The 25,503-nt window shown below is 33.6% G+C and carries 22 protein-coding genes; 6 read left to right on the top strand and 16 right to left on the bottom strand.

The genetic code is table 11. The features are described from left to right. The first annotated feature begins 5 nt into the window (after positions 1-5). A complete protein-coding gene (locus FND99_RS05580; RefSeq protein ID WP_144336991.1) occupies positions 6-443 on the top strand; it encodes a cytochrome c oxidase assembly factor Coa1 family protein in 438 nt (145 codons plus the stop codon). 10 nt (positions 444-453) lie between these two features. On the opposite strand, the gene FND99_RS05575 is transcribed toward FND99_RS05580, so the two are convergent. The 5 genes from FND99_RS05575 to FND99_RS05555 form a co-directional block, all read right to left on the bottom strand. Beyond that, entirely contained in the window at positions 454-1,221 is a 768-nt protein-coding gene (locus FND99_RS05575) for a nitrilase family protein (protein ID WP_144336990.1), read from the bottom strand. 43 nt (positions 1,222-1,264) lie between these two features. After that, on the bottom strand, positions 1,265-2,041 hold the full coding sequence (locus FND99_RS05570; RefSeq protein ID WP_144336989.1) for a DeoR/GlpR family DNA-binding transcription regulator: 777 nt from the start codon (positions 2,039-2,041) through the stop codon (positions 1,265-1,267). Between the two features lie 284 nt (positions 2,042-2,325). Next, the gene (locus FND99_RS05565) at positions 2,326-3,072 is read right to left on the bottom strand and encodes a succinate dehydrogenase/fumarate reductase iron-sulfur subunit (RefSeq protein ID WP_115887506.1); all 747 of its coding nucleotides are present in this window, start codon (positions 3,070-3,072) and stop codon (positions 2,326-2,328) included. A 94-nt stretch (positions 3,073-3,166) separates the two neighbouring features. Further along, positions 3,167-5,167, bottom strand: a complete 2,001-nt coding sequence (locus FND99_RS05560; protein ID WP_144336988.1) for a fumarate reductase/succinate dehydrogenase flavoprotein subunit — start codon at positions 5,165-5,167, stop codon at positions 3,167-3,169. Between the two features lie 11 nt (positions 5,168-5,178). Further along, positions 5,179-5,844: a succinate dehydrogenase cytochrome b subunit gene (locus FND99_RS05555; protein ID WP_144336987.1), complete on the bottom strand. Its 666-nt coding sequence runs from the start codon at positions 5,842-5,844 to the stop codon at positions 5,179-5,181. Positions 5,845-6,179: 335 nt separating this feature from the next. On the opposite strand from FND99_RS05555, the gene FND99_RS05550 reads away from it, so the two are divergent. Then, positions 6,180-7,541 carry a hydroxymethylglutaryl-CoA synthase family protein gene (locus tag FND99_RS05550; RefSeq protein WP_144336986.1) on the top strand — a complete coding sequence of 454 codons (1,362 nt, stop codon included), beginning with the start codon at positions 6,180-6,182 and terminating at the stop codon, positions 7,539-7,541. Positions 7,542-7,834: 293 nt separating this feature from the next. Here the strand turns inward: FND99_RS05550 and FND99_RS05545 are convergent, their stop codons facing one another. The 5 genes from FND99_RS05545 to FND99_RS05525 form a co-directional block, all read right to left on the bottom strand. Further along, entirely contained in the window at positions 7,835-8,017 is a 183-nt protein-coding gene (locus tag FND99_RS05545; RefSeq protein WP_144336985.1) for a hypothetical protein, read from the bottom strand. A 79-nt stretch (positions 8,018-8,096) separates the two neighbouring features. Then, positions 8,097-8,468, bottom strand: coding sequence for a hypothetical protein (locus FND99_RS05540; RefSeq protein ID WP_144336984.1), 372 nt, complete (start codon positions 8,466-8,468; stop codon positions 8,097-8,099). Between the two features lie 11 nt (positions 8,469-8,479). Then, positions 8,480-8,929: a GNAT family N-acetyltransferase gene (locus FND99_RS05535; RefSeq protein WP_144336983.1), complete on the bottom strand. Its 450-nt coding sequence runs from the start codon at positions 8,927-8,929 to the stop codon at positions 8,480-8,482. A gap of 125 nt (positions 8,930-9,054) precedes the next feature. Further along, positions 9,055-9,492 (bottom strand): GNAT family N-acetyltransferase, encoded by a 438-nt coding sequence (locus tag FND99_RS05530; protein WP_144336982.1) that lies wholly within the window; start codon positions 9,490-9,492, stop codon positions 9,055-9,057. A 25-nt stretch (positions 9,493-9,517) separates the two neighbouring features. Further along, the gene (locus FND99_RS05525) at positions 9,518-9,817 is read right to left on the bottom strand and encodes a hypothetical protein (RefSeq protein WP_144336981.1); all 300 of its coding nucleotides are present in this window, start codon (positions 9,815-9,817) and stop codon (positions 9,518-9,520) included. Between the two features lie 489 nt (positions 9,818-10,306). On the opposite strand from FND99_RS05525, the gene FND99_RS05520 reads away from it, so the two are divergent. Then, complete coding sequence (locus FND99_RS05520; RefSeq protein WP_144336980.1) at positions 10,307-11,599, top strand: aminopeptidase P family protein; 1,293 nt, start codon at positions 10,307-10,309, stop codon at positions 11,597-11,599. Between the two features lie 7 nt (positions 11,600-11,606). After that, positions 11,607-12,506, top strand: coding sequence for an alpha/beta fold hydrolase (locus FND99_RS05515; protein ID WP_246074177.1), 900 nt, complete (start codon positions 11,607-11,609; stop codon positions 12,504-12,506). Positions 12,507-12,562: 56 nt separating this feature from the next. Here the strand turns inward: FND99_RS05515 and FND99_RS05510 are convergent, their stop codons facing one another. Beyond that, positions 12,563-13,081: a ferritin gene (locus FND99_RS05510; RefSeq protein WP_144336978.1), complete on the bottom strand. Its 519-nt coding sequence runs from the start codon at positions 13,079-13,081 to the stop codon at positions 12,563-12,565. Between the two features lie 89 nt (positions 13,082-13,170). Then, positions 13,171-13,527 carry a hypothetical protein gene (locus FND99_RS05505; RefSeq protein ID WP_042565526.1) on the bottom strand — a complete coding sequence of 119 codons (357 nt, stop codon included), beginning with the start codon at positions 13,525-13,527 and terminating at the stop codon, positions 13,171-13,173. 374 nt (positions 13,528-13,901) lie between these two features. Here FND99_RS05505 and FND99_RS05500 point away from each other — a divergent pair, with 374 nt between their 5' ends. Both FND99_RS05500 and FND99_RS05495 read left to right on the top strand, forming a co-directional pair. Then, a complete protein-coding gene (locus tag FND99_RS05500; protein WP_144336977.1) occupies positions 13,902-14,705 on the top strand; it encodes a TIGR00266 family protein in 804 nt (267 codons plus the stop codon). A 163-nt stretch (positions 14,706-14,868) separates the two neighbouring features. Further along, positions 14,869-15,645, top strand: coding sequence for an alpha/beta fold hydrolase (locus FND99_RS05495; protein ID WP_144336976.1), 777 nt, complete (start codon positions 14,869-14,871; stop codon positions 15,643-15,645). Positions 15,646-16,616: 971 nt separating this feature from the next. Here the strand turns inward: FND99_RS05495 and FND99_RS05490 are convergent. The 4 genes from FND99_RS05490 to FND99_RS05475 all read right to left on the bottom strand — a co-directional run bounded on the left by FND99_RS05490 (position 16,617) and on the right by FND99_RS05475 (position 25,443). Next, positions 16,617-19,382 (bottom strand): PD-(D/E)XK nuclease family protein, encoded by a 2,766-nt coding sequence (locus tag FND99_RS05490; protein WP_144336975.1) that lies wholly within the window; start codon positions 19,380-19,382, stop codon positions 16,617-16,619. A gap of 63 nt (positions 19,383-19,445) precedes the next feature. Beyond that, positions 19,446-20,897 carry an OmpA family protein gene (locus FND99_RS05485; RefSeq protein ID WP_144336974.1) on the bottom strand — a complete coding sequence of 484 codons (1,452 nt, stop codon included), beginning with the start codon at positions 20,895-20,897 and terminating at the stop codon, positions 19,446-19,448. 113 nt (positions 20,898-21,010) lie between these two features. Continuing rightward, entirely contained in the window at positions 21,011-22,204 is a 1,194-nt protein-coding gene (gene kbl, locus FND99_RS05480) for a glycine C-acetyltransferase (RefSeq protein WP_144336973.1), read from the bottom strand. Positions 22,205-22,284: 80 nt separating this feature from the next. After that, positions 22,285-25,443 (bottom strand): UvrD-helicase domain-containing protein, encoded by a 3,159-nt coding sequence (locus tag FND99_RS05475; RefSeq protein WP_144336972.1) that lies wholly within the window; start codon positions 25,441-25,443, stop codon positions 22,285-22,287. Positions 25,444-25,503: the final 60 nt, after the last annotated feature.

Below are 25,503 nucleotides of genomic sequence, written 5' to 3'. Positions count from 1 at the left end.
TAACAATGGATAACGAATTAATAATTGAAAAAAGCTGGTTAAAAAAGAACTGGATTTGGATAGCTATTATTGGTTTTTTGGCAATATTCATTTCCATTGTTTTTATAAGCTCAAATTCAAAAAACGGTTTATCTGATACTGTAACCGCGCTCAATGAAAATTCTCTTTACGAAAACGCAATTAAAATTGCCAATTCAAATTCGGAAGTCCTAAAAACCATGGGGAAAATTGAAGCAGTGGACAAATTAGCAATTTTAGAAGGCAATACTTCTTATACAGATAATAAGAATGCCATCTCTCTTTCAGTACGAATAAATGGAAGCAAAAAGCGAGGAAAATTAGAAATTCATGCCATTAAAAAAGGTACAGCATGGGATTATCAAAAAATTTTCATTCGAACTAAAAACCCTAAAGAAGAAATTATTGTTTTAGAGAAACCGTAAGGCAAGATATTTAAAGTTTGATTTCAAAAGCATCTTGATCACTTAAAAAATCAAGTTTTGCTCTAGTTTCCAACATTTTATTTTTATCTAGATCAACAACGAAAACACCTTCAATTTCTTGCGGTTCCAGGATATAATTACCTAAAAAATCAACTGCCTGCGAATGGCCGATGTGCTCATAATTGTTTGCATCAAGACCAATTCTGTTTACACCAATTGCATAACTTAAGTTTTCAATGGCGCGGGCTTTCAATAAAGCATCCCATGCATTAGTACGGACTTTTGGCCAATTGGCAACATATAAAATCAAATCGTAATTTTCAGTATTTCGCGCAAAAACCGGAAATCTTAAATCGTAACAAACCTGCAGGCAGATTTTCCAATCTAAATATTCAACAATAACTTTTTCAGTTCCTGCAGTATAAAATTGATCTTCTCCGGCTAGCGTAAACAAATGGCGTTTATTATAAAACTGAATTTCTCCAGAAGGAAAAACAAACAACATTCGATTATATAATTTTCCGCTTTCCGTAATTACTAAACTTCCTGTAATTGCAGTATTTTTTTGTTTTGCGACAGCTTTCATCCAAAGAATAGTTTCACCGTCCATCGTCTCAGCAACAGCCGAAGCATTCATCGTAAATCCTGTCGAAAACATTTCTGGAAGCACAATAAGTTTTACTTCCGAATCAATTTTGCTGATTTTTGAATCAAAATTTTCTCGGTTTTTAGACGGATTCTCCCAAAAGAGATCAGATTGGATTAAAGCTATTTTCATTTTAGATTGCTTATTTAAAAAAAATGGAAAACAATTCTCAAGACTAAATAATAATCAAACTCGGAACATTATTTTTATACGGCCGCAGTTTTTTGTGCTCAGGTTCTTCTTCAGTAATTACATAATTGATTTCAGACAAACTGGCTATCTTCATTTTAAGAACCGTATTCAGTTTTTCTGTAATAGTTAAAACCGCCGTTTTTTTTGAAGCCTGAATCATCGCTTTTTTTACCTGAACCGTTTCCCAATCAGAATCCGAATAGCCACCTTCAACATCTAAAGCATTAGTCCCTAAAACCAAAAGATCAGCTTTAATGTTGGCCAATTGATGAAAAGCTTCTCCGCTCACGCACATTTGGCTGTAAGAAGAAATACTGCCGCCAATCATGATCGTTTTGATATTTGGCTTATCTAAAAGCTGTACAGCTGTTAAAGCAGTAATGGTAAAAACGGTCAAATTAAGATCATTTGGAATTAAACGAATGAATTCGCGAATCGTAGTTCCTCCGTCAACAATTAAAACCATTCCGTCATGAAGAAGATTAACCGCCTTTTGCGCGATCACTTGTTTTGCCTCAACTGCATATGTTTGATTAGACGAAGAATAATGATATCCTTTAGTCATTGCCCCACCCTTTACCTTAATCAAAAGAGAATCGGCGTCTAATTCGTTTATATCACGTCGAACAGTATCTTCAGAAACACCAAGTTTAGCCGAAAGCGTTTCAAAACTTACACGAGTGTGCAGATTGATCTCTTTTAGAATATGATTTTTACGTTCTTCTTTGCTGTAATTTAAAACTTCATTTTCAGTACTCATGCCAATTCATTTTGTATTTACAAAAATACGCATTTCGTCAAACAATTCATTGAAACCAAAAAAGGTATCACAATAAAAATTTTGGAACTTATTCCCCTTTAGAAAGCAAAGTGGCAATTAGCGTATAAAAACCCTTAAGAACAATTAAATTCTCAAACTGGCACTTGTATTGCTTTTGATTGTAAAATATGCAGAAACAGAAGAAAAACCAAGAAATAGCAAAAACAAAAAAGCATCCCGTCCAGGACGAGATGCATTTAGTTTATTTAAAAGATGTTTTTTTATTATCCTTTCAAACTTGCTGCTAAATACTCACGGTTCATACGTGCAATATTTTCAAGAGAAATTCCTTTAGGACATTCTACTTCACAAGCCCCTGTATTTGTACAGTTTCCGAAACCTTCTAAATCCATTTGGTGAACCATGTTTAAAACACGGTCAACTGCTTCAACTTTACCTTGAGGCAATAATGCATATTGAGAAACTTTTGCAGAAACGAATAACATTGCTGAAGAGTTTTTACAAGTTGCAACACAAGCTCCACAACCAATACAAGCTGCAGCATCAAATGATTTGTCAGCATCGTCTTTGTTGATTGGGATAGTATTCGCATCAATTGTATTTCCTGAAGTATTTACAGAGATAAATCCTCCTGCATGTTGAATTCTGTCAAAAGAACTTCTGTCAACAACTAAATCTTTAATTACAGGGAAAGCTTTTGCTCTAAATGGCTCAATAAAAATTGTATCGCCATCTTTAAACATACGCATGTGCAGCTGACAAGTTGTAACACCTCTGTCTGGTCCGTGCGCTTCACCGTTGATGAATAAAGAACACATTCCGCAGATTCCCTCACGACAATCGTGGTCAAATGCTACTGGCTCTTCTCCTTTGTTGATTAAACCTTCGTTAAGAACGTCTAACATTTCAAGGAAAGACATATCTGGTTCGATTCCATCGATAGGATATTCTACAATCCCTCCTTTATCTTGAGCGTTTTTTTGACGCCATATTTTTAATGTAAGTTTCATACCTTTTTCGTTTGAAAGTCATAAAGTCGAAAGTCGAAAGTCGCTTGGCACATTTTGCCTTTTGACTTTAAGACTTTGGCTTTCGACCAAATTCTTATTTATAACTTCTTTGAACTAATTTAATGTTTTCGTAATTAAGAGGTTCTTTGTGCAATACTGCATCACTTGGTTTCCCTTTATATTCCCAAGCTGCAACATATGCAAAGTTTTCATCGTCACGAAGTGCTTCCCCTTCTTCTGTTTGGTATTCTTCACGGAAGTGACCACCACAAGATTCGTTACGGTGTAAAGCATCTTTTGCGAACAATTCTCCTAATTCTAAGAAATCGGCAACACGAGTTGCTTTTTCTAATTCCTGATTAAATTCGTAAGGACTTCCAGGAACTTTTACATCTTTATAGAACTCTTCACGTAAGGCAGCAATTTCTTCGATAGCTTCAGTTAAACCTTTAGCATTACGAGCCATACCTACTTTATCCCACATGATTTTTCCAAGTTTTTTGTGGAAATAATCTACAGAATGTTTACCGTTGTTGTTGATGAATTTATTGATTTGATCCACAACCGCTTTTTCAGCTTCAACGAATTCTGGCAAATCTGTAGAAATTGGTCCCATTTTAATATCTGGAGCTAAATAATCTCCGATAGTATAAGGAAGTACAAAATATCCATCAGCTAAACCTTGCATTAAAGCAGAAGCTCCAAGTCTGTTTGCTCCGTGATCAGAGAAGTTAGATTCTCCAATTGAGAAACATCCAGGAATTGTAGTCATTAAGTTATAATCAACCCAAGTTCCACCCATTGTGTAGTGAACCGCTGGGTAAATCATCATTGGCGTTACATAAGGATCTTCGTCAACGATTTTCAAGTACATTTGGAATAAGTTTCCGTATTTACTTTTCACGATATCAGTTCCTAATTTAGTAACTAAAGCTTTGTCATTTTCATTTAATCCTTTTACGTGAGCTGCTTCTTTTCCATAACGTTCGATAGCAGCCGCAAAATCAAGATAAACTGCTTCTCCCGTTTTGTTAACACCAAAACCTGCATCACATCTTTCTTTAGCCGCACGAGACGCAACGTCACGAGGAACCAAGTTACCAAAAGCAGGATATCTTCTTTCTAAGAAATAATCTCTTTGGTCTTCAGATAAATCAATTGCTTTTTTCTTTCCTTCACGGATAGCTTTTGCATCTTCCAAGTTTTTTGGAACCCAAATACGACCGTCATTACGTAAAGATTCAGACATCAAAGTCAATTTAGACTGATGATCTCCTGAAACCGGAATACATGTTGGGTGAATTTGTGTGTAACAAGGATTTGCAAAAAACGCTCCTTTTTTATGAATTTTCCAAGCTGCTGTTGCGTTGCTTCCCATAGCATTTGTTGAAAGGAAAAATACGTTTCCGTATCCTCCAGAACCAATTACTACCGCATGAGCAGAATGTCTTTCTATTTCTCCAGTAATTAAGTTACGAGCGATAATACCTCTCGCTTTTCCGTTCACGATTACAATGTCAAGCATTTCGTGACGGTTGTACATTTTGATTTTTCCACGACCAATCTGACGGTTCATTGCAGAATAAGCTCCTAACAATAACTGTTGTCCAGTTTGCCCTTGTGCGTAGAATGTACGAGAAACCAAAGTTCCTCCAAAAGAACGGTTATCTAAAAGTCCGCCATATTCACGAGCCAATGGCACACCTTGAGCCACACATTGGTCAATAATATTTGCAGAAACTTCAGCCAAACGGTGAACGTTTGCCTCACGAGCACGGTAATCACCACCTTTTACAGTATCGTAGAACAATCTGTAAACTGAGTCACCATCTCCTTTATAGTTTTTTGCCGCGTTGATACCTCCTTGTGCCGCAATTGAGTGCGCACGACGTGGAGAATCTTGGAAACAAAATGCTTTTACGTTATATCCTAACTCAGCTAAAGTAGCTGCCGCAGAACCTCCAGCCAAACCTGTACCAACAACGATAATATCTAAATTACGTTTGTTAGCTGGGTTTACTAAATTAATATGATCTTTATAATTTGTCCATTTGTCCGCTATAGGACCATTTGGAATTTTTGAATCTAATGCCATTATAATTGATATTAATTATTGAAATGATGAAATAATGCGATAATTATGAAAAGCCCTGGTACAACAATTGCAAACCAGTAACCAACTTTACTTAAAAATCTTGAGTATTTGTTGTGCATTCCCATTGATTGAAGAGAAGATGCAAACCCGTGCCAAAGGTGGAAACCTAAAAGCACAAAAGCAACACAATACAATCCTGTACGGATTGGATCATGGAATTTATGAACTAATTCTCCATAATACCTTGTAGCATCTGGCGCTGTACCTGCAATATATTTATAGGTAACTTCAGGAAACCAAAAATCGTAAAAGTGCAATCCTAAGAAAGCCAAAATAACCAATCCAGAAATAATCATATTTCTAGAACTCCAAGAAGCGTTTGCAGCTCCGTTGTATTTTGCATAAGCAATTGGTCTTGCTGCGCTATTTTGAGCCGTAAGTACAAATCCCATTACAAAGTGGAAAATTACTCCGAACGCCAAAACTGGCTGCATTACATACTGGATCAGCGGATTGTATCCCATAAAGTGAGAAGCTTCATTGAAAACATCTTCACTAATAATAGAAATAAAATTTAAGGAAACATGCAGCGCTAAAAACGTGATTAAGAATATTCCCGAAAGAGCCATAGCCACTTTCTTTAAGATGGAAGCATTCAACTGTGCAGATTGTGCCATAAGTGTTAAGTAGTTTGTTTTAAAAAATTACACAAAAATAACTCAAATACAAAAGAACTACAACCATTTCGTTGTTATTTATAATCATTTTAAAATAGACTGCTTATACGTATTTTTACGTAGAATTTTAGTATAGAAAATCTAAAAAATTGCTTTACAGTCTATTTCGGCTAATTTTAATACGTATTCAGATTACTAAAATTTTATGATATTGTTATTTTATTCAAACTTTTGATTTATTTTCTTTAAAAGTGTCGGCTCTACTTAATTTTATCCAACCAAAAAATTGTCATTCCATTACATAGTTTTACCTTTAGTGGCTCAAAAAAATAAGAATGAAAACAGGAATTGATGCTATTTCTTTTGATGTAGCAAACATACATTTACCCATAAAAACTTTGGCTGTTGCCAGAAATATTGAACCAGAAAAATTAGAAAAAGGTCTTGGATTACTAAAAATGACTTTTCCAGACGTCCATCAAGATGCTGTTGTTTTTGGGGCAAATGCTTTAACCAAACTTATAATTGATAATAAAATCAACTTAAACGAAATTAGCCGAATTTATGTTGGTACCGAAAGCGGCATCGACAGTTCAAAACCAATTGCTTCTTATTTAATTAGTTTAATGGAGCAGAAATTTGGCGAAGATTCTTTAGCAGAATGTGATGTTGTTGACTTTACTTTTGCTTGTATTGGCGGTGTTGATGCCATGCAAAACTGTCTTGATTTTATAAAATTAAATCCGAATAAAAAAGCTATTGTTGTTACAAGCGATTTTGCTAAGTACGATTTAAATTCAGGCGGAGAATACACACAAGGTGCAGGAGCTGTTGCAATGTTAATTACGGCAGATCCAAAAATCATTGCTTTTGATGATAATTGGGCAACTTCCACAAAAGGCGTTTTCGATTTCTTTAAACCCTACAGAACTATCTCTAAAGAAGAAATCACAAAAAAACCTAACAACGATTCTTGGTTCGACAATTTAGAAGCAGAAATCGAAATCCACAAAGACCAGCCTGTTTTTGATGGACAATATTCAAACCAATGCTATATGGATCGTACGCGCAATGCTTACTTTTCATTCAAAAAACTAAAAAACACTACTGAAACTTTATACAACTCTTGGCACAGTATTGTAATGCACTTGCCATATTCGTTCCAAGGAAGAAGAATGCTATCTGAAATTTACGCTTTAGACAGTGCCGAAAAAATTATTGCTGATGATATTGCGCCAGCCGATTATCAGACAAAAATTAAAGAAGTTGCAAAATCGGAAGATTACAGAAGTTTTGTAACCGAGAAATTACAACCTGCAGAATTGGCTTCATCGCTAATTGGGAATCTTTATACAGGTTCTATTTTCATGGGATTGTTGTCGACTTTGGCTCATTTTTATGATACTAATAAAGAAGTTGCGGGAACAAATTTTGGTTTCTTAGCTTACGGAAGCGGATCGAAATCGAAAGTTTTCGAAGGAACAATTCAGCCAGAATGGAAATCAGCTTTGGAAAACCTAAAACTTTTTGAAAATTTGGCCGAAAGCGTAGAAATTGATTTCAACACTTACGAAAGTCTTCATAAAAAAGAACAAAAACAAAGCGTAAGAACTCCGAAAAACGAATGGGTTCTTGACCGAATCGAAAAAGAAATTCCTGTTTTGATTGGCGCGAGATATTATAAATGGGTCGATTAAATTTCAATAAAGAAATTCCAAATTCCAATAAAAAAAACCGAAGCAAAATGCTTCGGTTTTTTGCTTTATATCCACACAGTTTGTCATTTCGACTGAAAGGAGAAATCACACGAGAAACTCGACAAAGATTGGCGATTTTACAGGTCGAATTACTTGTGCGATTTCTCCTTTCAGTCGAAATGACAAGATTGTGCTAAAAAACCTTTGTCAAAGTTTTAAACTTTGACAAAGGTCGAAAGACAAAAAAAGAATTCTCTAATTATCTCATTGACTAATTCTCTAATTAAAAAAAATCAATCCTTTTTATCCTGTTGTTCCGTCTGAACAAAACTGCCATTAACAGAACGATCTTCAGCATTCATTCCGTTTGACATTCCAAGCATAAAAGCCGTTATTATTAAAAATGTTTTTCTTTTTATCCAATGAAGAAGTGGTCGCTTAGACTTTTCTAAAGGAGTATTATTTTGTTTATACATTTTGAAAATGATAAATGATTAGACATTATTGTATCATCCTTATGCCTAAAAAAGACATAAAGCTTAGAAATAAAATTTCTTAAGCAGTGTATAAACTTTTCCCGAAGTATTTTGAAGTGATTATTTCATTTATAAAAACAGAATGATTTATAAATGACGTTAATTTTTGATGAATTATATTTTGAAGTTTCAGCAGTTTCTTGATTTGAAAAGTAAAAACATTTTCAGTTTTTAGAAAATTCAAAACAATTGAAAATCTTATTTCGTCCCAAGAAACAACTTGCCCGAATTTGTATAAACGAAAACTTTTATGATCTGTTTCTTTTCTTGAAACAACAAATGAAGATTGGTAATATTCCGCAGATTTTGATTGAGAATACAAAGCACCATCACCCGCAATCACGACAAAAGCCAGAAAGAGTGCGATTAGGTATTTTATTTGTTTTTTCAAATCTGCTATTATTAAAGTTTCATTTCCATAATGGGCATGAAACGGTTTTTTATGGAAGTTTCAAATTCACCAATTTTTACAAATCCCATTTTGGAGTAAAAACTTTCTGCATTTGGTTCTGAATCAAGAATTATCTTTTCTATTTTTTGTTCGTTCATTCGATTTAAGAAATCGAGAAGTAAATATTTCCCAAATCCTTTTCCGATATATTTTGGCAAGATAAATAAATTATCAAGTTTTACAGTGTTTTCATTTTCAAAAATATACGAATAATAACCTATAATCAAATCGTTGTCTATTAATTTGAATGTGTTATTATTTCTAATATAATCCTGTGAAATGGTTAGATTTTTATCCCATTTTTGGATTTGTTCTACAGAATATCCCCAATAAGCTTTTGATTTTTTGGTAATTGCTGTTAGGATTTCGTTGTCGGTTATGTTGGCTTTTTGAATTATCATTAGTTTTAAAAATAAGTTTTTTGTCAGCTTTAAAATTTAACCGCAAAGTACGCAAAGCTTTGAACACAAAACTTTGCGTACTTTACGTAAACCTTGGCGAGCTTTGCGGTTAAAAAACATCTTCATTATTTATAAATCGTAAACTTATTATGACTCAAAGTAAAACCAAGATTCTCATAAATTGCAACATTTTCTACTCGCTTTTTATTCGTCGTTACTTCAATACTTTTTAGATTATTTTGATCAGCAAAATCTAAAATCTCATTTACTAATAATCTTCCAACACCTTGACCACGGTGATTTTGATGAATAAAAAATTCCTGAATTTCACCAACTAGTCCGCAGTGATGCAAAAGGTTTTGTGTGTGAAAACTAATAAACCCTACACCTTCATTTTCATTTTCTGCAATTAGATAACGATTTTTTGGGTTTGAAATGTTTTCATTGAATATTGTTTTGAAAACTTCAAAATCTAAAATTTCGTTTTCAAGTTCGCAGATTGCTTTATAGATGAAATCTAGGTCTTGGTTTTGAATTTTTCTGATTTTGATGTTTGAGCTCATAAAAAGTATTGTTACAAAATTTGCGCTATCTGTATTTTAAAAACAAAACTCCGGTTGCTACTAATAAATGAATAATAGCAACTACCGATAAAGTTTTTACTTTATTAAAAGCTTTATCATACAAAAGCCCATAAACAGGAAATTGTACTATAGCGAAAAAGTAAAAAAGAAATTCAACTTCAAGTGATAAAAATGCAGAAGCCCAAGGAAACAAAACAATAAGCTGATCTGTAAATCCATGTCCTCCTCCCGAAATAATTATCGATGCAACTAATATCATTGGTGTTGCAATACTCAAATTAATCGTCCATTTGTAATTTGGCATTGATTTTAGTTTTATTTTTCTAAACCGAAAATAAGAATTAAAACAACACTATACTGAATAATCAATATTTCTTATGAAATGTATTTTCTTATGAAACCGTACGCGTGAGGGATAGAGGCGGTATCTCCTGATTTAGAAAAACAAGGCTTTTTAGCCGTAGTTTTTGTTAATCGGGAATTTAGCCGAAAGCCCGACCCGGAGCGACACGCCCAAGTTAAGATTCTGAGATGCTAAGGTTCTAAGCTGCTAAGATTTTTCCAATCTTTGTAGAGCTACTTGCGGAGATCTCTCTCCCGAGGCCTCGGGATCAAAATGACAATATTACCTAAAAGCTTTGCGTGCTTTGCGTAAACCATAGCGTCCTTTGCGGTTAAAAAAACACTCAAAAATTAGAACCGAAACAAATAATAAAACTTTAAGAAATCAATCATACGCCACTAAATCAAAAATCATTAATTTTGAAATTCGAAGTTCAAAAATTAAGTTATTATGAAATATCATCAAATAAACAGCGCTCTTTTTGTAAAAAACCGCAAAAAATTCATGGCAGAAATGAAACCTAATTCGGTTGCCGTGTTCAATTCAAATGACATTTACCCAATTAGTGCCGACAGTACTTTGCCGTTTGCGCAACACCGCGATATTTTTTATCTGAGTGGTGTAGATCAGGAAGAAAGCGTTTTGCTTTTGTTTCCGGATGCGCCTTATGAAAACCAAAGAGAAATTCTTTTCTTGAGAGAAACCAACGATCATATCGCAGTTTGGGAAGGTGAAAAACTGACTAAAGAACGTGCTTTTCAGGTTTCCGGAATTAGAACGGTTTATTGGTTGCAGGATTTTCATAAAGTTTTGAACGAAATGATGACGTATGCTGATACGATGTACATCAACACCAACGAACATTACCGCGCAACAGTTGAAACTGAAACCCGTGAAGCTCGTTTTGTAAAATGGTGGAAAGAGCGTTATCCAGCGCACAATGTTGCGAAAAGCAACCCAATTTTACAAAGACTTCGTTCAGTAAAAGAAAGCGAAGAAATCGATTTGATTCAGCATGCTTGCGATATTACAGAAAAAGGTTTCCGCAGATTATTAGGATTCGTAAAACCAAATGTTACCGAATATGAAGTTGAAGCCGAATTAGCGCACGAATTCATTCGTAACCGCTCTAAAGGTTTTGCTTATACACCAATTATCGCTTCTGGAAACAATGCGAATGTTTTGCATTATATCGAAAACAATCAGCAATGTAAAGAAGGTGATTTGTTATTATTGGACGTTGCTGCAGAATATGCAAACTATTCAAGCGATATGACGAGAACAATTCCGGTTTCAGGACGTTTTACAGATCGTCAAAAAGCAGTTTACAATGCGGTTTTGAGAGTTAAAAACGAAGCGACTAAAATGCTTACGCCAGGAACACTTTGGAAACAATATCACGTTGAAGTGGGTAAAATCATGACTTCTGAATTACTTGGTTTAGGTTTATTAGACAAAGCCGATGTTCAGAACGAAAATCCAGAATGGCCTGCTTACAAAAAATACTTTATGCACGGAACTTCTCACCACATGGGATTGGACACGCATGATTACGGATTGCTTCACGAACCAATGAAACCTAATATGGTTTTCACTGTTGAACCTGGAATTTATATTCCGGCAGAAAAATTCGGAATTCGTTTAGAGGATAATGTTGTGGTTCAGGAAAAAGGAGAACCTTTTAACTTAATGCGTAATATTCCGGTTGAAGCTGACGAAATCGAAACTTTGATGAATGAATAATTTCGAAATGAGAAAGATTTTTCTTCTTGGTTTTTTATTGGTTGCGGCAAATATTTTTGCCCAAACCGAAGGTTATGCCGTAAATAACGACGGAAGCAAAACCTACTACAAAACATTCGGAAAAGGTGAACCGCTTTTAATTATAAATGGCGGCCCGGGAATGAACAGCAATGGTTTTGAAGATATGGCGAAAGTTCTCGGCGAAAGCCAACAAACAATTATTTACGACCAAAGAGGAACCGGAAAATCGAAGCTTTCAAAATTAGACGCCGCGACAATTTCGATGAAAATAATGGCCGACGATATTGAATCATTAAGAAAACATCTTAAAATTAAGAAATGGAATATTCTCGGGCATTCTTTTGGTGGCATGTTAGGTTCCTATTACGCAACAATTTATCCGAATAGTATCAATAAATTGGTTTTATCTTCTTCGGGAGGTGTCGATTTATCTTTATTAAAAGGTCCGAATTTGATTGAATCGAATCTTTCGAAAACAGAAAAAGACTCTCTTGATTATTGGAACGATAAAATTGAAAAAGGCAACACATCGCATAATGCAAGTTTAGGTCGCGGTCGCGCTATGGCTCCGGCTTATGTTTATGACCGAAAATATATTCCTATAATTGCTGAAAGATTAACACAAGGAAATTCAACAATCAATGGTTTGTTATGGTCGGATATGCAGAAAATGAATTTTGACTGTAAATCAAAACTGAAAAACTTTAAAAATCCTGTTCTGATTATTCAAGGAAAGGAAGATATTATCAGCAATGAAATTGGAGAATTGGCTCACCAGACTTTTCCAAATTCTAGACTGATTCTTCTAGAGCATTCTAAACATTATGGATGGCTTGATGCGAGAGAAAAATATTTCTCGGATATTAATTCATTCCTAAAATCATAAAAACAAAAAAGCCCTTAAAATATTTTAAGGGCTTTTTAAATTATATAAATCGTTTATTATCCGATTTTTGAAATCTGAATATCCAATTGAAATTTGCCGTCAGCTTCGTTTCCGTTGATTAGTTCAAAAAGCTCTAAAGCTCTTCTTGCATTTTTCTCTTCTTCTCTTTGCTCAGCTACATACCACATCATAAAATCTTCTGTAGCATAATCATTTTCCGCTCTACATTTTGCAATTACTTTATTGATTGCTTGAGTAACTGCGATTTCGTTTTGCAAAGCAATTTCGAATACTTCTCTAAAAGAAGCAAATTCTTGTTGCACTTCTGGAACAGATGGCGTAATGGCAATCCCTCCCATGTCTGTAATATATTTGAAAACTTTTAGAAAATGCTCTCTTTCTTCTTCGGCTTGCTTGTACAAGTAAGATGCTGTGTGTGCATAACCGTTTCTATCTAACCATGCTGCCATAGCTAAATACTTGTTAGAAGCATCACTTTCTAATTTTGCCTGTAAATTCAATATATTTTCTACACCTTCAGTTAATGAAGTACGTGTTCTTAGTAAATCTTTCATAACCTTTAATTTTTATACGTGTAAATTTACAAAAATTAAAGACGGCAACTCTAACCGCCTGAAAATTTGGATTTAATCTAAGTAAAAATCTAAATAAGCTCTACGTTAACCGTATTGCAAAGCAAAGAATGTAGCGTAAGAGTAAATTTTGTTCCGTTTAATAAATCTCTCAACTGCACTATTTCGCAGATGGTAAGATTTCTGGAAAAATTTCTTTTGGTAGTTTCAATCAGCTGTGCATCTGATTGATCAGATAAGTCATAAAGCATATTTAGAATGTCAACGCTATTAACCTTTCTTTGAAAAATCAAAAAATCGTGAATTTTATAACTTGACACCGTATCAACAAAATTGATAATGATGCTATTGGTCAAATCACATTGATAACTGTATCCTTTTTCTGTTTCAAATAAAACTTTGGTGGTCAAATCACTAACTAATGCCATTCTGATAAAATATAATAACGGTGCAAAAATATATAATTTAAGGGAATAAAAAACATAATTAAGACTAATTTAAAATAATAAAAACTGTTAATGTTCTTAAAAACAGTCAAACTACACGAAAAACTGTAACATTTTAGAGTAAGATGAGTCTAATTTTAAACCGTTAGTGTAATTATCTTAACACATAGAAACAAAGTATTTGGAAGATTTTAAAAAAGGCGTTTCACTAATTTAAATGCACATAGTTTATCTATGTGTTGAAACTAGTTTCTTTTACTCTCTTTTATTTGATACCTAATCCTATGTTTCTATGTGTTAAAGATCTTTTTTAATTACTTAATGGATTATTTTAAAAACAAAAAAATTCAGAAATTATGCAAGCGCACGAAATAGATTATCAGATTTTTGGTGAAGAAATGCAATACGTTGAAATAGAACTGGATCCACAGGAAATTGTAATTGCCGAAGCCGGCAGTTTTATGATGATGGAAAACAACATCCAGATGGAAACGATATTTGGTGATGGTTCCCAGCAACAAGGATCAGGTTTGTTTGGCAAACTTTTAAATGCAGGTAAAAGAGTTCTTACCGGCGAAAGTTTGTTTATGACAGCATTTTTAAACCAGGGAAATACTAAAAGCAAGGTTTCATTTGCGTCACCCTATCCCGGAAAAATTCTTCCAATCGATTTAACAGAGTTTCAAGGCAAATTTATCTGCCAGAAAAGTTCGTTTTTATGTGCGGCCAAAGGCGTTTCTGTCGGAATAGAATTCTCTCAGAAATTAGGACGCGGCCTGTTTGGCGGGGAAGGTTTTATCATGCAGAAAATTGAAGGAGACGGAATGGCATTTGTACATTCTGGCGGGACAATGGCTAAAAAAGTTTTGGGTCACGGCGAAATTCTAAAAGTAGACACGGGATGCATTATTGGTTTTACCAAAGATGTAGATTATGACATTGAATTTATTGGCGGCGTCAAGAATTCTATTTTTGGTGGCGAAGGATTATTTTATGCCACATTAAAAGGTCCGGGAACTGTTTACATTCAGTCGCTTCCATTCTCTAGACTGGCTGACCGCATCATTGCTTCGGCACCAAGATCTGGCGGAAATAGTCGTGAAGAAGGGAGTCTCCTTGGCGGATTAGGAAATCTCCTGGATGGTGATAATAGATTTTAATTTACAATGGCCTTCAGTCTTGAAAGCCATTTTTTTTATTCCATAGATGTCATGTTATAAATAAATTTATAGCAGTTTTAAAGATTTCCCAATTAAATCAAGACATCGCGACATTTTATTTCTGCTTTGTTAACTTTGCAGTTCAAAACAAAAATCTTTCATTTTGAAAACGCTTTTATACAAGAACACAAAGATATCATACTCAGATTCAGGAACTGGAAATGCAATTGTTTTACTTCATGGCTTTTTGGAAAACAAAAAAATGTGGAAAGATTACGTTGCATTTTTCTCCCAAAAATATCGCGTAATTGCCATCGATTTATTAGGTCATGGAGAATCGGACTGTTTAGGATACGTTCATGAAATGGAAGAAAATGCGAATGCAGTCAATGAAGTTTTAGAAAATCTAAAAATTGAGAAAGCAATATTTTTAGGTCATTCAATGGGTGGATATGTTGGTTTGGCTTTCGCCGAATTATATCCACAGAAAATCCAAAAATTAGTTTTACTGAATTCCACTTCTAAAGAAGATAGTGCCGAAAAAAAATTAAACAGAACGCGTGCTATAAAAGCAGTAAAACAAAATTATGTGAACTTTGTGAGTTTGGCAATCGCAAACTTATTCAGCGAAAATAATAGAATTCGATTGGCCGATGAAATCGAAAAAGTAAAAGAACAGGCATTGAAAACCCCGCTACAAGGAATTATCGCTTCTCTAGAAGGAATGAAGATCAGAAAAGACAGGGAATGGCTTTTACGTGAGAATCGTTTTCCTGTTTTATTAATTCTTGGAAAAAAGGATCCTGTTTTGAACTATGAAGACAGTCTTTCTCAAATTGAAGACACAACCGTAGAATTGATTTCTTTCTATGATGGACATATGAGTCATATTGAAAACAAAGACGAATTGATAACCGTTTTAACCGATTTTTTCAATTAGCACAAAATACTTTAAAATCAGAAAAGGCCGTTTCGAATAAACATCGAAAACAGCCTTTTCTTCCTTTTGTGGGGGCAAAAAATTATAATTTGGCAACATTGTCTTTCTTAAGTTTAGACAAAATCACTCTTGTTAATCTAAAATTTGCTTATTAATATTTCCACCATCCACATCTCCAGACACATTACAGATTCAGTTTTCCTTTTCACAAATTGGTCTAGATCTTATGGATTTATTTATTCTTTTAAGAAGCGTCAAAGATATTTTAATTAACATAATTGTTCCATAAACACTTGTTAAAAAAAGCGACAAACATAACCATTTGAATCACTTTTATTTATCACGCACATATTCGCTTTTTTTAAAAGAAGATGCTCAAAAAAAAACAACAGAAAAAAGAGATTTATTTAAAAATGTAACTTTTGCTTACAGAAAAACCATTTATAAATGCAGTATTTTTCTGAAATTCCAACAAACAGAAGTTGTTTTATCTCATTTTCTAAAGAAATCTAAAAATATTTTCGCCTAAAGAAGTTTGTTTTTAAATTAAAATAAAAAATATATTCGTTTAAAAATTTAAACTTTTAAAATGAGCAATAACTAATAAAATCACTTACTAAACTCAAAACAAGTGAATTTCATGAAAAAATCTCATCAAAATGTTCGTATCCGAAAATAGAATTTATTTAATAATTCTTTTCTATGAATTCTCTTTTCAATTTCCATCAAACCGAGTCAATTTGTGATTTTTTTTACATTCTGATCGTTGTAGCTCGTGATAATATTTCATTTTTTGTTTAAGCTTGCTTTTTGTAATTCGTCATTAATTTCAATCATTAGCTCAGAATTTGATTGTAAGACAATACCAAATAAAAAACAAACGAAAACTTAAAAGTACTTTTTTCATTTTCGAAATAATTCAAGTTTGAACTGTTTGCGAATTGCACAATTTTAAAAAATACTGAACGTTTTTAATTTGTTTTTTCCTCAAAAGGAATGGCAACATCAAAAATTTCATTTAAAAGCAAAACAATTTCCTGCAAATAAGAATCAAGGATTTGTGTAGAAACGACCATATCTAATTCTTTTTCTTCTTTAAAAGCAAAAGGCAAGAATCCCGATTTTAAATTCTTAAACGAAATAATCCCCACTTCAATTGGCATCGTCCCAGCTTCTTTCTCAAACATAAACGCATAAGCCAGAACCTGAATAATTTTATCGTTTTTAAGCTCTCGCGTCAATCCATTCCAAGTTTTGAGTACAACACTCGCTTTTTCAACTTTTCCAGTCTTATAATCAATAATTCTAATTCTTCCGTTTCGCTGTTCAATACGATCGACATTTCCTTTTATCAAAACAGGAAATGGCAAACTTGAATTTATCAACTCACGCTCATAAGTTTGTTCTAAAGCTATTATTTTAACTGCGTCGCCGTTTTTAATTGCTTCCAATTCCATTTTCAGGAAATTAAAAACATTTCGCTTAGCCACTTCAAAAGCCAAAAGATTTCGGCCTTTTTTAATTTCCCCCTCTTTGTAAACCACTTTAAATTGTTTCAAAACTTCTTCGTCAAGAAGTCTAAAACAATTTTGGATATCATCCTCTGAAATAAATTTGCCAATAAATGGCTCGTAAAGTCCTTTTAAAGTTTCGTGTATAATCGTTCCAAGCGTATTTAACGCAATATTCTCTTCAACTTCTTCAACCTCACGAATTCGAAGTATTTTCTGAAAATAAAAATCGATTGGATTTCGAATATAACTCGTCAATGCCGAAGGAGAAAAACCAGTTTGAGCAATTTCTTTCAAACGCTCCATAACAGCCTCTGATTTTGGAATAATCATTGGCTGATTGGCAGTCGCAGGCAAAACTGGGTTATAAATATCAAAAGTCAAATTATGCTTCGGTTTTTTTTCAACTTCTAATTGTGTAATAAATCGGCTGCGTTCGCCAGCATCCAATCCATCATTTTCAGTATTATAAATTAGATAAATATTTTTTGCGCGTTGCAGCAAATGATAAAAATGATAGGTATAAATCGCGTCCTTTTCTTTGAAAGTAGGCAATCCTAATTCTCGTTTTACGTCATAGGGAATAAATGAATTCTGAGATTTTCCGGCCGGAAATTTCCCTTCATTCATTGAAGTTATTATGACAGTTTCAAAATCCAGAACACGGCTTTCCAAAACACCCATTATTTGAAGTCCACGCAATGGTTCGCCTTCAAATGAAACTTCAGCAACATCAATAATTTGCTTATAAATTGCGTGAAGTGTATCAATATTATCAATATGATGATGGTTGCTGTAATAATTAATTAACTTATTTATTACTTTAAAAACGGCATAAACAAAGGATTTTGCAATTTTTTCTTCTTCATTATCTTTGTCAAAATTCTCTTTGATTAAAAGCAAAAGCGAAGAAATAATTTCAAGAACAGCTAATGAATTATTATCCCATTTTTTGAACAATAAATCAAATAACTGCGAAGTATTGGCATTTAGTTCAATAATTCTGCTATGCGAAATAAAAGTGTAATTGTTCTCTTTGATTATTTTGACCAGATTGCCAGCATTTGCGTAAGGAGCAACCAGAGGATGTGTTAATATATCTAAAACATCTTTATAATAAAACACATAACTTTCGCCCTTTCGAGAAAGCGCATTTGTATGCATTTTAAACAATTTGGCAACTAATATTTGTGAAGGATTATTTTTTCCAGAATATCCCATGGTAATATTCAAAGCACCAACAGAAGAAGGCAACGAATACAAAACAGGAATAAGCAGGTTTTCTTCACCCAAAACAACCGCAACTTTATCTAATGCTCCTGTCGGGTTTTCAGCAATTATTTTTTCGATAATACTTCCAGCTAATTTTGCTTGGCCAATAGTTTTAGGGGAGCCAATAACTTGAATATTTTTTGATTGCGAAAAATCATCAACAATCCATTCAAATGGATGTGATTTATAATGTTTCCAGCTTTCTTTAAATCGTCTAACAAAAAGGCCAGCGTCATGATAAGGATCATTTAAAAAAGTCTGATCAGCATCCCAATAGATTTTGGCTTGATCCAAAGCCAACAAATGTTGTACTATTTTCTCCTCAGCAGCGTTTAAAGCATTAAATCCCGCAAAAATGAAAGATCGCTTTGAAACCGTATTTGAAAAATGATTAAGATTATTTATAGCTTCACGGTAAATCAAACCTTGATACCCAATTCCCTTATTCAACAAATGATTGTATAATGAATCATAATACAACGGCAAAAGTTTCCAAAAATCAATGTACTTCTCTAAAAGTTTGGTTTTATTCTCGACTTCGATACCCCATTTTTTAATATCCTCAATATCCTTTAAATAAGAAAGAACATGCTGTGGATCTAGAAGATAACGGTCAATTTCATTAAAATCCTGTAGAAGTGTTTTTGCCCAATTAGCAAATAATTCAAATGATTGTTGATGCTGTTTCTCTGTAATTGACAAATAAACTTCATAAAATTCAAATAAAAGCTCAATTGAATCAACAGAACGAATTGAAGCTACATCTTGTACAAAGTCTTCAATACTAATTATTTCTGGAGAAAGAATTGTCTTTTCAGTTGCTTTTTTTAAAGCTTCAATTAAAAATACTTTCGCTCTTTTATTAGGGAGAATAATAGTCGTTTCAGCAAGTTTTGCTCCATATTTTTGAATAACTTCTGCAGCAATTTTATCTAAAAAAGAATCATTTATCATTTTATAAAAATAAAAAAAGCCATTCAATTAAGAATGGCTTTTCAGTATTATTTACAAAGTAAATTATAGTTTACCTTGGTATTTAGAACCAATGTGTCTAATTTCAGTTCTTCTGTTTTGAGCTTTACCTGCAGCAGTTTTGTTACTTGCAACTGGTTGAGAAGATCCAAATCCTTTAGACTCTAAGTTTTCTGGGTTAACACCTCTAGCAACTAAAGCATCCAACACAGCTTTTGCTCTATCTTCAGAAAGTTTTTGGTTAACTTTAGCAGAACCTGTACTATCTGTGTGTCCTTCAATAGAGAATTTCGCGTTTGGATAATTTTTAAGGATTTCTTTAATAGCATCTAATCTAGCTGGAGTTTCTTTATCACCAGTTTTGAAAGTAGCTTTACCTGAGTTAAAGTAAACCGCTCTAGCTTGAACTTTAAGATCTTCTAAAGCCTCAGAAGTTACTTCTGGACAACCTCTGTTACTAGCAGGACCGTAAACTGTAGGACAATCGTCATCTTTATCAGCAACACCATCTTTATCAGCGTCTAAGAAAGGACAACCACCGTTTTCTTTTGGACCAGCAACTGTAGGACATTTATCGTCTTTATCAGCGATTCCGTCACCGTCAGTATCAGGACAACCTTTTAAAGCAGCTAAACCAGCAACATCTGGACAAGCATCATCTTTATCAGCGATTCCGTCACCGTCAGTATCAGGACATCCGTTTAATGCAGCTAAACCAAATACATCTGGACAAGCATCAGAAGCATCAACGATTCCGTCTCCGTCAGTATCAGGACATCCATTGAATTGTTTCAAACCAGCAACATCTGGACAAGCATCATCTTTATCGTAGATTCCGTCTCCGTCAGTATCTTTACCTCCGAATTTGAAGATAAGACCTGCAGTGTGTTGGAAAACTGATCTATCAAGAGGCTTATCATCGTTAGCAGCAACAGCCCATTTGTACTTTGTCGCTAATTCTAAACCAATAGCATCTGTAAACCAGAAAGTAACTCCAGCACCTGGATTAACAGTTCCAAAACTGTTATCTCCTAAGAAAGTATAACCTCCACCAACAGATAACGAAGGATCAATCACTTTAGATTTGATTAATTCTTGGAAGCTGTATTTGATAGTAGCATCAATCCCGTAGTACATCAAATCACCAGGATTAGTCACAACGTTTCCTCTTCCATCATGCCCTGTAGCATTTGGAGCAAACGTAACTAATTTATCAATTTTGTTCACAGAACCTTGTAAACCAACAGAGAAACCATGTCCTACATATCTGTTTACACCAATGTAAGATAAAGAAGGAAGGATGTTCCAGTTGTCTTTTACAGCAAATGGCTGTGAAAAGTGTTGATCAAAGAAACCATGTCCTGATCCAGAACTTGTTCTAGTATCAACGGCATTAACTCCAAATGAGATAGCCCATGGATTGTTACTGTCTTGTGCGTGAGAACTTAAACCCATCACCATCATCACAGCAACTAAAAGTTTGTTAAGATGTTTCATACTTAATTTTTTTAATTACAATTTAGTTAATTACAGACAAAAGTAACACCAAATTTTTTAAATACAAAATGAAATGTTAAAAAAAACCTACAAAAATTCACAGAATGTGGTAATTATATAACTTTTAACATTTTACCTGTTAATGTGAAGGCAGCTATAGCCTTGTCTAAGTGTTCTTTAGTGTGAGCCGCAGAAAGCTGAACACGTATTCTTGCCTTATCTTTTGGAACTACTGGAAAAAAGAAGCCAATAACGTAAATACCTACTTTTAATAATTCATTTGCCATAGTTTGTGATAATTTTGCATCATATAACATAACAGGAACTATCGCAGAATCTCCATCAATGATGTCAAAGCCGGCTTTTTTCATTCCTTCTTTGAAATAATTGGTATTCCATTCTAGCCTATCTCTTAGCGAAGTATCCTTTTCCAACAATTCAAAAACCTTGATCGAAGCACCAACTATAGCAGGAGCTAATGAATTCGAAAACAAATAAGGTCTTGAACGCTGACGTAGAATCTCAATAATTTCTTTTTTTGCTGTCGTGTAACCACCCATCGCACCTCCTAAAGCCTTACCTAAAGTACCTGTTATTATATCAACACGTCCCATAACGCCCTTTGCTTCCAAAGTTCCTTTTCCGGTTGCGCCAATAAATCCTGCAGCGTGACATTCATCAACCATTACCATTGCATCATATTTATCAGCTAAATCACAAATTTTATCTAATGGAGCAACTAAACCATCCATAGAAAAAACACCATCGGTTACAATTAATTTGAAACGAGCTCCAGCTTCATTGGCTTTTATTAATTGCTGTTCCAAATCTTCCATATTGCTATTTTCATAACGATAACGCGCTGCTTTACACAAACGAACTCCATCAATAATAGAAGCATGATTCAAACTATCTGAAATAATCGCATCATTTTCACCCAACAAAGGCTCAAAAACACCGCCATTAGCATCAAATGCAGCCGCATATAATATGGTATCTTCTGTACCGTAAAAATCAGCGATCTTTTTTTCAAGAGTTTTATGAATATCCTGTGTTCCGCAAATAAAACGAACAGACGACATTCCGAAACCATGAGTATCCATAGCATCTTTCGCCGCTTGCACGACTTCTTGATGCGACGATAGTCCTAAATAATTGTTTGCACAAAAATTTAAAACAGTCTCTCCTGTTGAAATTGTAATTTCAGCCCCTTGCGCCGAAGTTATGATACGCTCTTTCTTAAAAATTCCGTTTTCTTCAATAGTCTGCAATTCGTTTTGCAGGTGTTCTTTAATTTTACCGTACATTTCCTTATATTTAAAACGTTAAAAATTAACAGCTTACCAATAAAACAAGCCTGTTTTTCCTTAACATCTGATTAATTTTTTCACAAATTTACTACATCGATTTCGGTTCCTATATACACCAAAGCTTTTTTTAACACTTTGTATCCTAAATCTTCGATAGCATCTTGATATTCCTGAATTTGCTGCTTATATTTCGGATTTATCGCTCCTGTCTTATAATCCAATAAATAAGCATTTTTATCGTCAGTCAGCACAATTCTGTCGGGTTTCAAAATTCTTCCTTCTTTTTGAACAATTGTCTGTTCATTCAAAATCTTATTTTTCCCTTCAAAACAAATACTTATTTCGGGATGATTTACTATTTCTTGCAATGATTTCAAGACCTGATCTGCTTGATCAAACTTAATCAAACCATCTTCAATTGCTTTTGTAACCGCCAAATCAACATCAGATTTATCTTTTATAAAAGCCAAAATTTCATGAACAACATTTCCATAAGAAATTGCCTCTTGCTGATGCGTTCCCCACATCAACGCTTCTCGTTGTGCTATTTTTATATTTTTAGCACTCAGAACTTCTTTTACAACCGGAATTTCTTTTACCGAATCCACGATTTCATAAGTCGGAGACAATTTTACTCGGTTTCCAAATTCATATTCTAATTTTTCCGAATCATAAATTCCTTGATGAATCAAATATTTAATAAAAAAAGACGCCATATTATTAGGAAGTTCTCCGTCTTTTCTTTCTTTTAAAGATTGAGAAATAACATACAATTGTTCCTCTGCGCGGGTTAAAGCCACATACAAAACATTAATATTATCAAGCAATTCTTCTTGTTTTTTCAAATTAAAAACCGCTGAAGCATTTTCACCAAAACCTTCAACAGCACTACTGTTATCAATTAATGCTTTTGGAATATCCAAATCTGAATCTGTTGTATCCAGCCACAACTTATCTTTCGGTTTTCGATTATAATCTTCTTCTGCAAAAGGCATAATTACAACAGGAAATTCCAAACCTTTTGACTTATGAATCGTCATAACGCGAACGGCATTATTTCCTTCCGGCGATGGAATGCTGAACTTCTCTGCATTTTTATCCCAATAATTCAAAAAGTCAGCTATCCCAGCTTGATTCCTAACATCTCTTTCAAGAACAATATCCAAGAAAAACTGAACATAAGCATTCCCCTCAGAGGGTAAAATAAATTTGGCTATAATAATTTCTACCGCTTCATAGAGTGATTTTTTACGAACATCCTCAAAAGATAGTGAAACATCAAAAGTCAAAAGCCATTTTTCAAAATCGGCTTCTATTTTTTTTGACATTCCTGCGGCAATAAAATCATGAATTGGCAATTCTGAATTTATGTTTTCAGCTAAAAAATGAAGAAAATTCGCTTTCGATTCTAAATCGGCGCTATTATTCAAATATTTTAAAAGATGAATTATCAAACGAACTTCTGTCGCATTTTGTATCATCAAAGTTTCTGAAGATAAAAGCGGAATATTCTGCTCGGTCAAATAATTTGCAATCGCAATTCCTTGATCTCTTTTTCGAGTTAGAATTACAATATCCTTATACTGGAAACCATCTTTCAGCACTTTTAAAATAGTGTTCAAAGTCGCCAAAACATACAAGTCAGACTTTTCTACAACTTCTTCTTCATCAGCAAAATCAGTTTTTTCAATAATTGGAAGAAATGAAATATTTACATAACCTCCTTTTTTCGAATTTGAGTTTTGGAAGCTGTGATTTTCGTATAGATCTTTGTAATCTTCATTGGAAAACTCCGAAGAAATCAGTTTGAAAAAAGAATTATTAAAATCAATAACTTCACTATAACTTCTATAATTGGTATCTAAATGTTCTACATTTTTTTCATGATGAAAAAAAGGAACATCTTCTTTACTTAATTCAATAAATTGCTCTGCTTTTCCTCCGCGCCAGCGATAAATAGATTGCTTCGGATCACCAACAATCATCAAAGTTCCTTTATTGCCAAAATCATCCAAACCTGAAAGTGAATTATCAATCAACGGAATAAGATTTTGCCACTGCATCTCGGAAGTGTCCTGAAATTCATCAATAAAAAAATGACGGTAACGCTCGCCTAAACGCTCATATATAAAAGGCGCAGGTTGATTTTGTATTTCTCTGTGAATAATTGCGTTAAATTCTGAGATTGAAAGAATATTTTGTTCCGATTGAATTTTCGCCAATTCATTACTAACCGTATTCAACAAAGAAAGCGGCGTTATATTCTTTAAAAAGGCTTTATAAAAATCTCTTTTTTCAAAATTTTTATAAATCTTATCTAAAATTTGAAGCAGTTCTGGAATAATATTTTCAATTAAAGCTCGGTCTTTGGCCGTTTTATTAATTGCAATATCATCAAATTCATGAAAAGTTTTGTTTTTAGGATTGAATTTTCCATCACGAATACTTTCTAAATGATTCGGAAAAGTACCACGTGAAAATGATTTCAAATCAATTCCGTTTTTATCAATCAACGAAAGTGCTTCATTTGCCCAGGTTTCATTTTCAAATTCCAAATCTTTACAAAGCTTAAGCATCTTCTTCTTGATCTCAATAAATTCTTCAATTGATTTATCGTGAAAATGCTGAATCTCATTTCGATTATTTTCATTCAGAACCAATCGTCCTGTTTCTAAAATCTCACGAGAAACATCCCAACTTTTATCATCATCGGTTTTTTCCATCGTAAAATCAATCAACAAATTCGTCAGCGTTTCGTCTTGCCCCGCTTGTGCAATTATCGCATCGACAGCTTCGATCAATAAATTTTCAGTATCCAACGTAACTTCAAAAGTCATTGGCAGATTTAAATCATGCGCAAAAGCCCTGATTACTTTATGAGTAAATTTATCAATTGTTGAAATATCAAAAGCCGCATAATTATGAATTAAATGCTTTATGATATTTTGAGATTTGGTTTTGATTTTAATAATCGAAAGTCCGGTTTCCCGAGACAAATCTTCCATTAACGCTATTGCTTTTGCTGAAGGTTCTTCTTTTGCAAATTCAGAAAGACTACCAACAATACGGCTCTTCATTTCGTGAACCGCTTTGTTTGTAAAAGTTATGGCTAAAATATTTCGGTAAGCATCATTTTTAGGAGAAGAAAGAATAATTTTTAGATATTCTTTAACCAATGTATACGTCTTTCCTGAGCCTGCAGAAGCATCATAAATTGAGAAAGACGGACTTTGCATAATTTGATTTTTTGGATCTGTAAAAATAACACAATAAATATTTAAATCCCAATAATGAAA

The sequence above is a fragment of the Flavobacterium daemonense genome, assembly GCF_007341385.1.
Taxonomy (GTDB): Bacteria; Bacteroidota; Bacteroidia; order Flavobacteriales; family Flavobacteriaceae; genus Flavobacterium; species Flavobacterium daemonense.
This window is presented reverse-complemented; position numbering and strand designations above follow the sequence as displayed.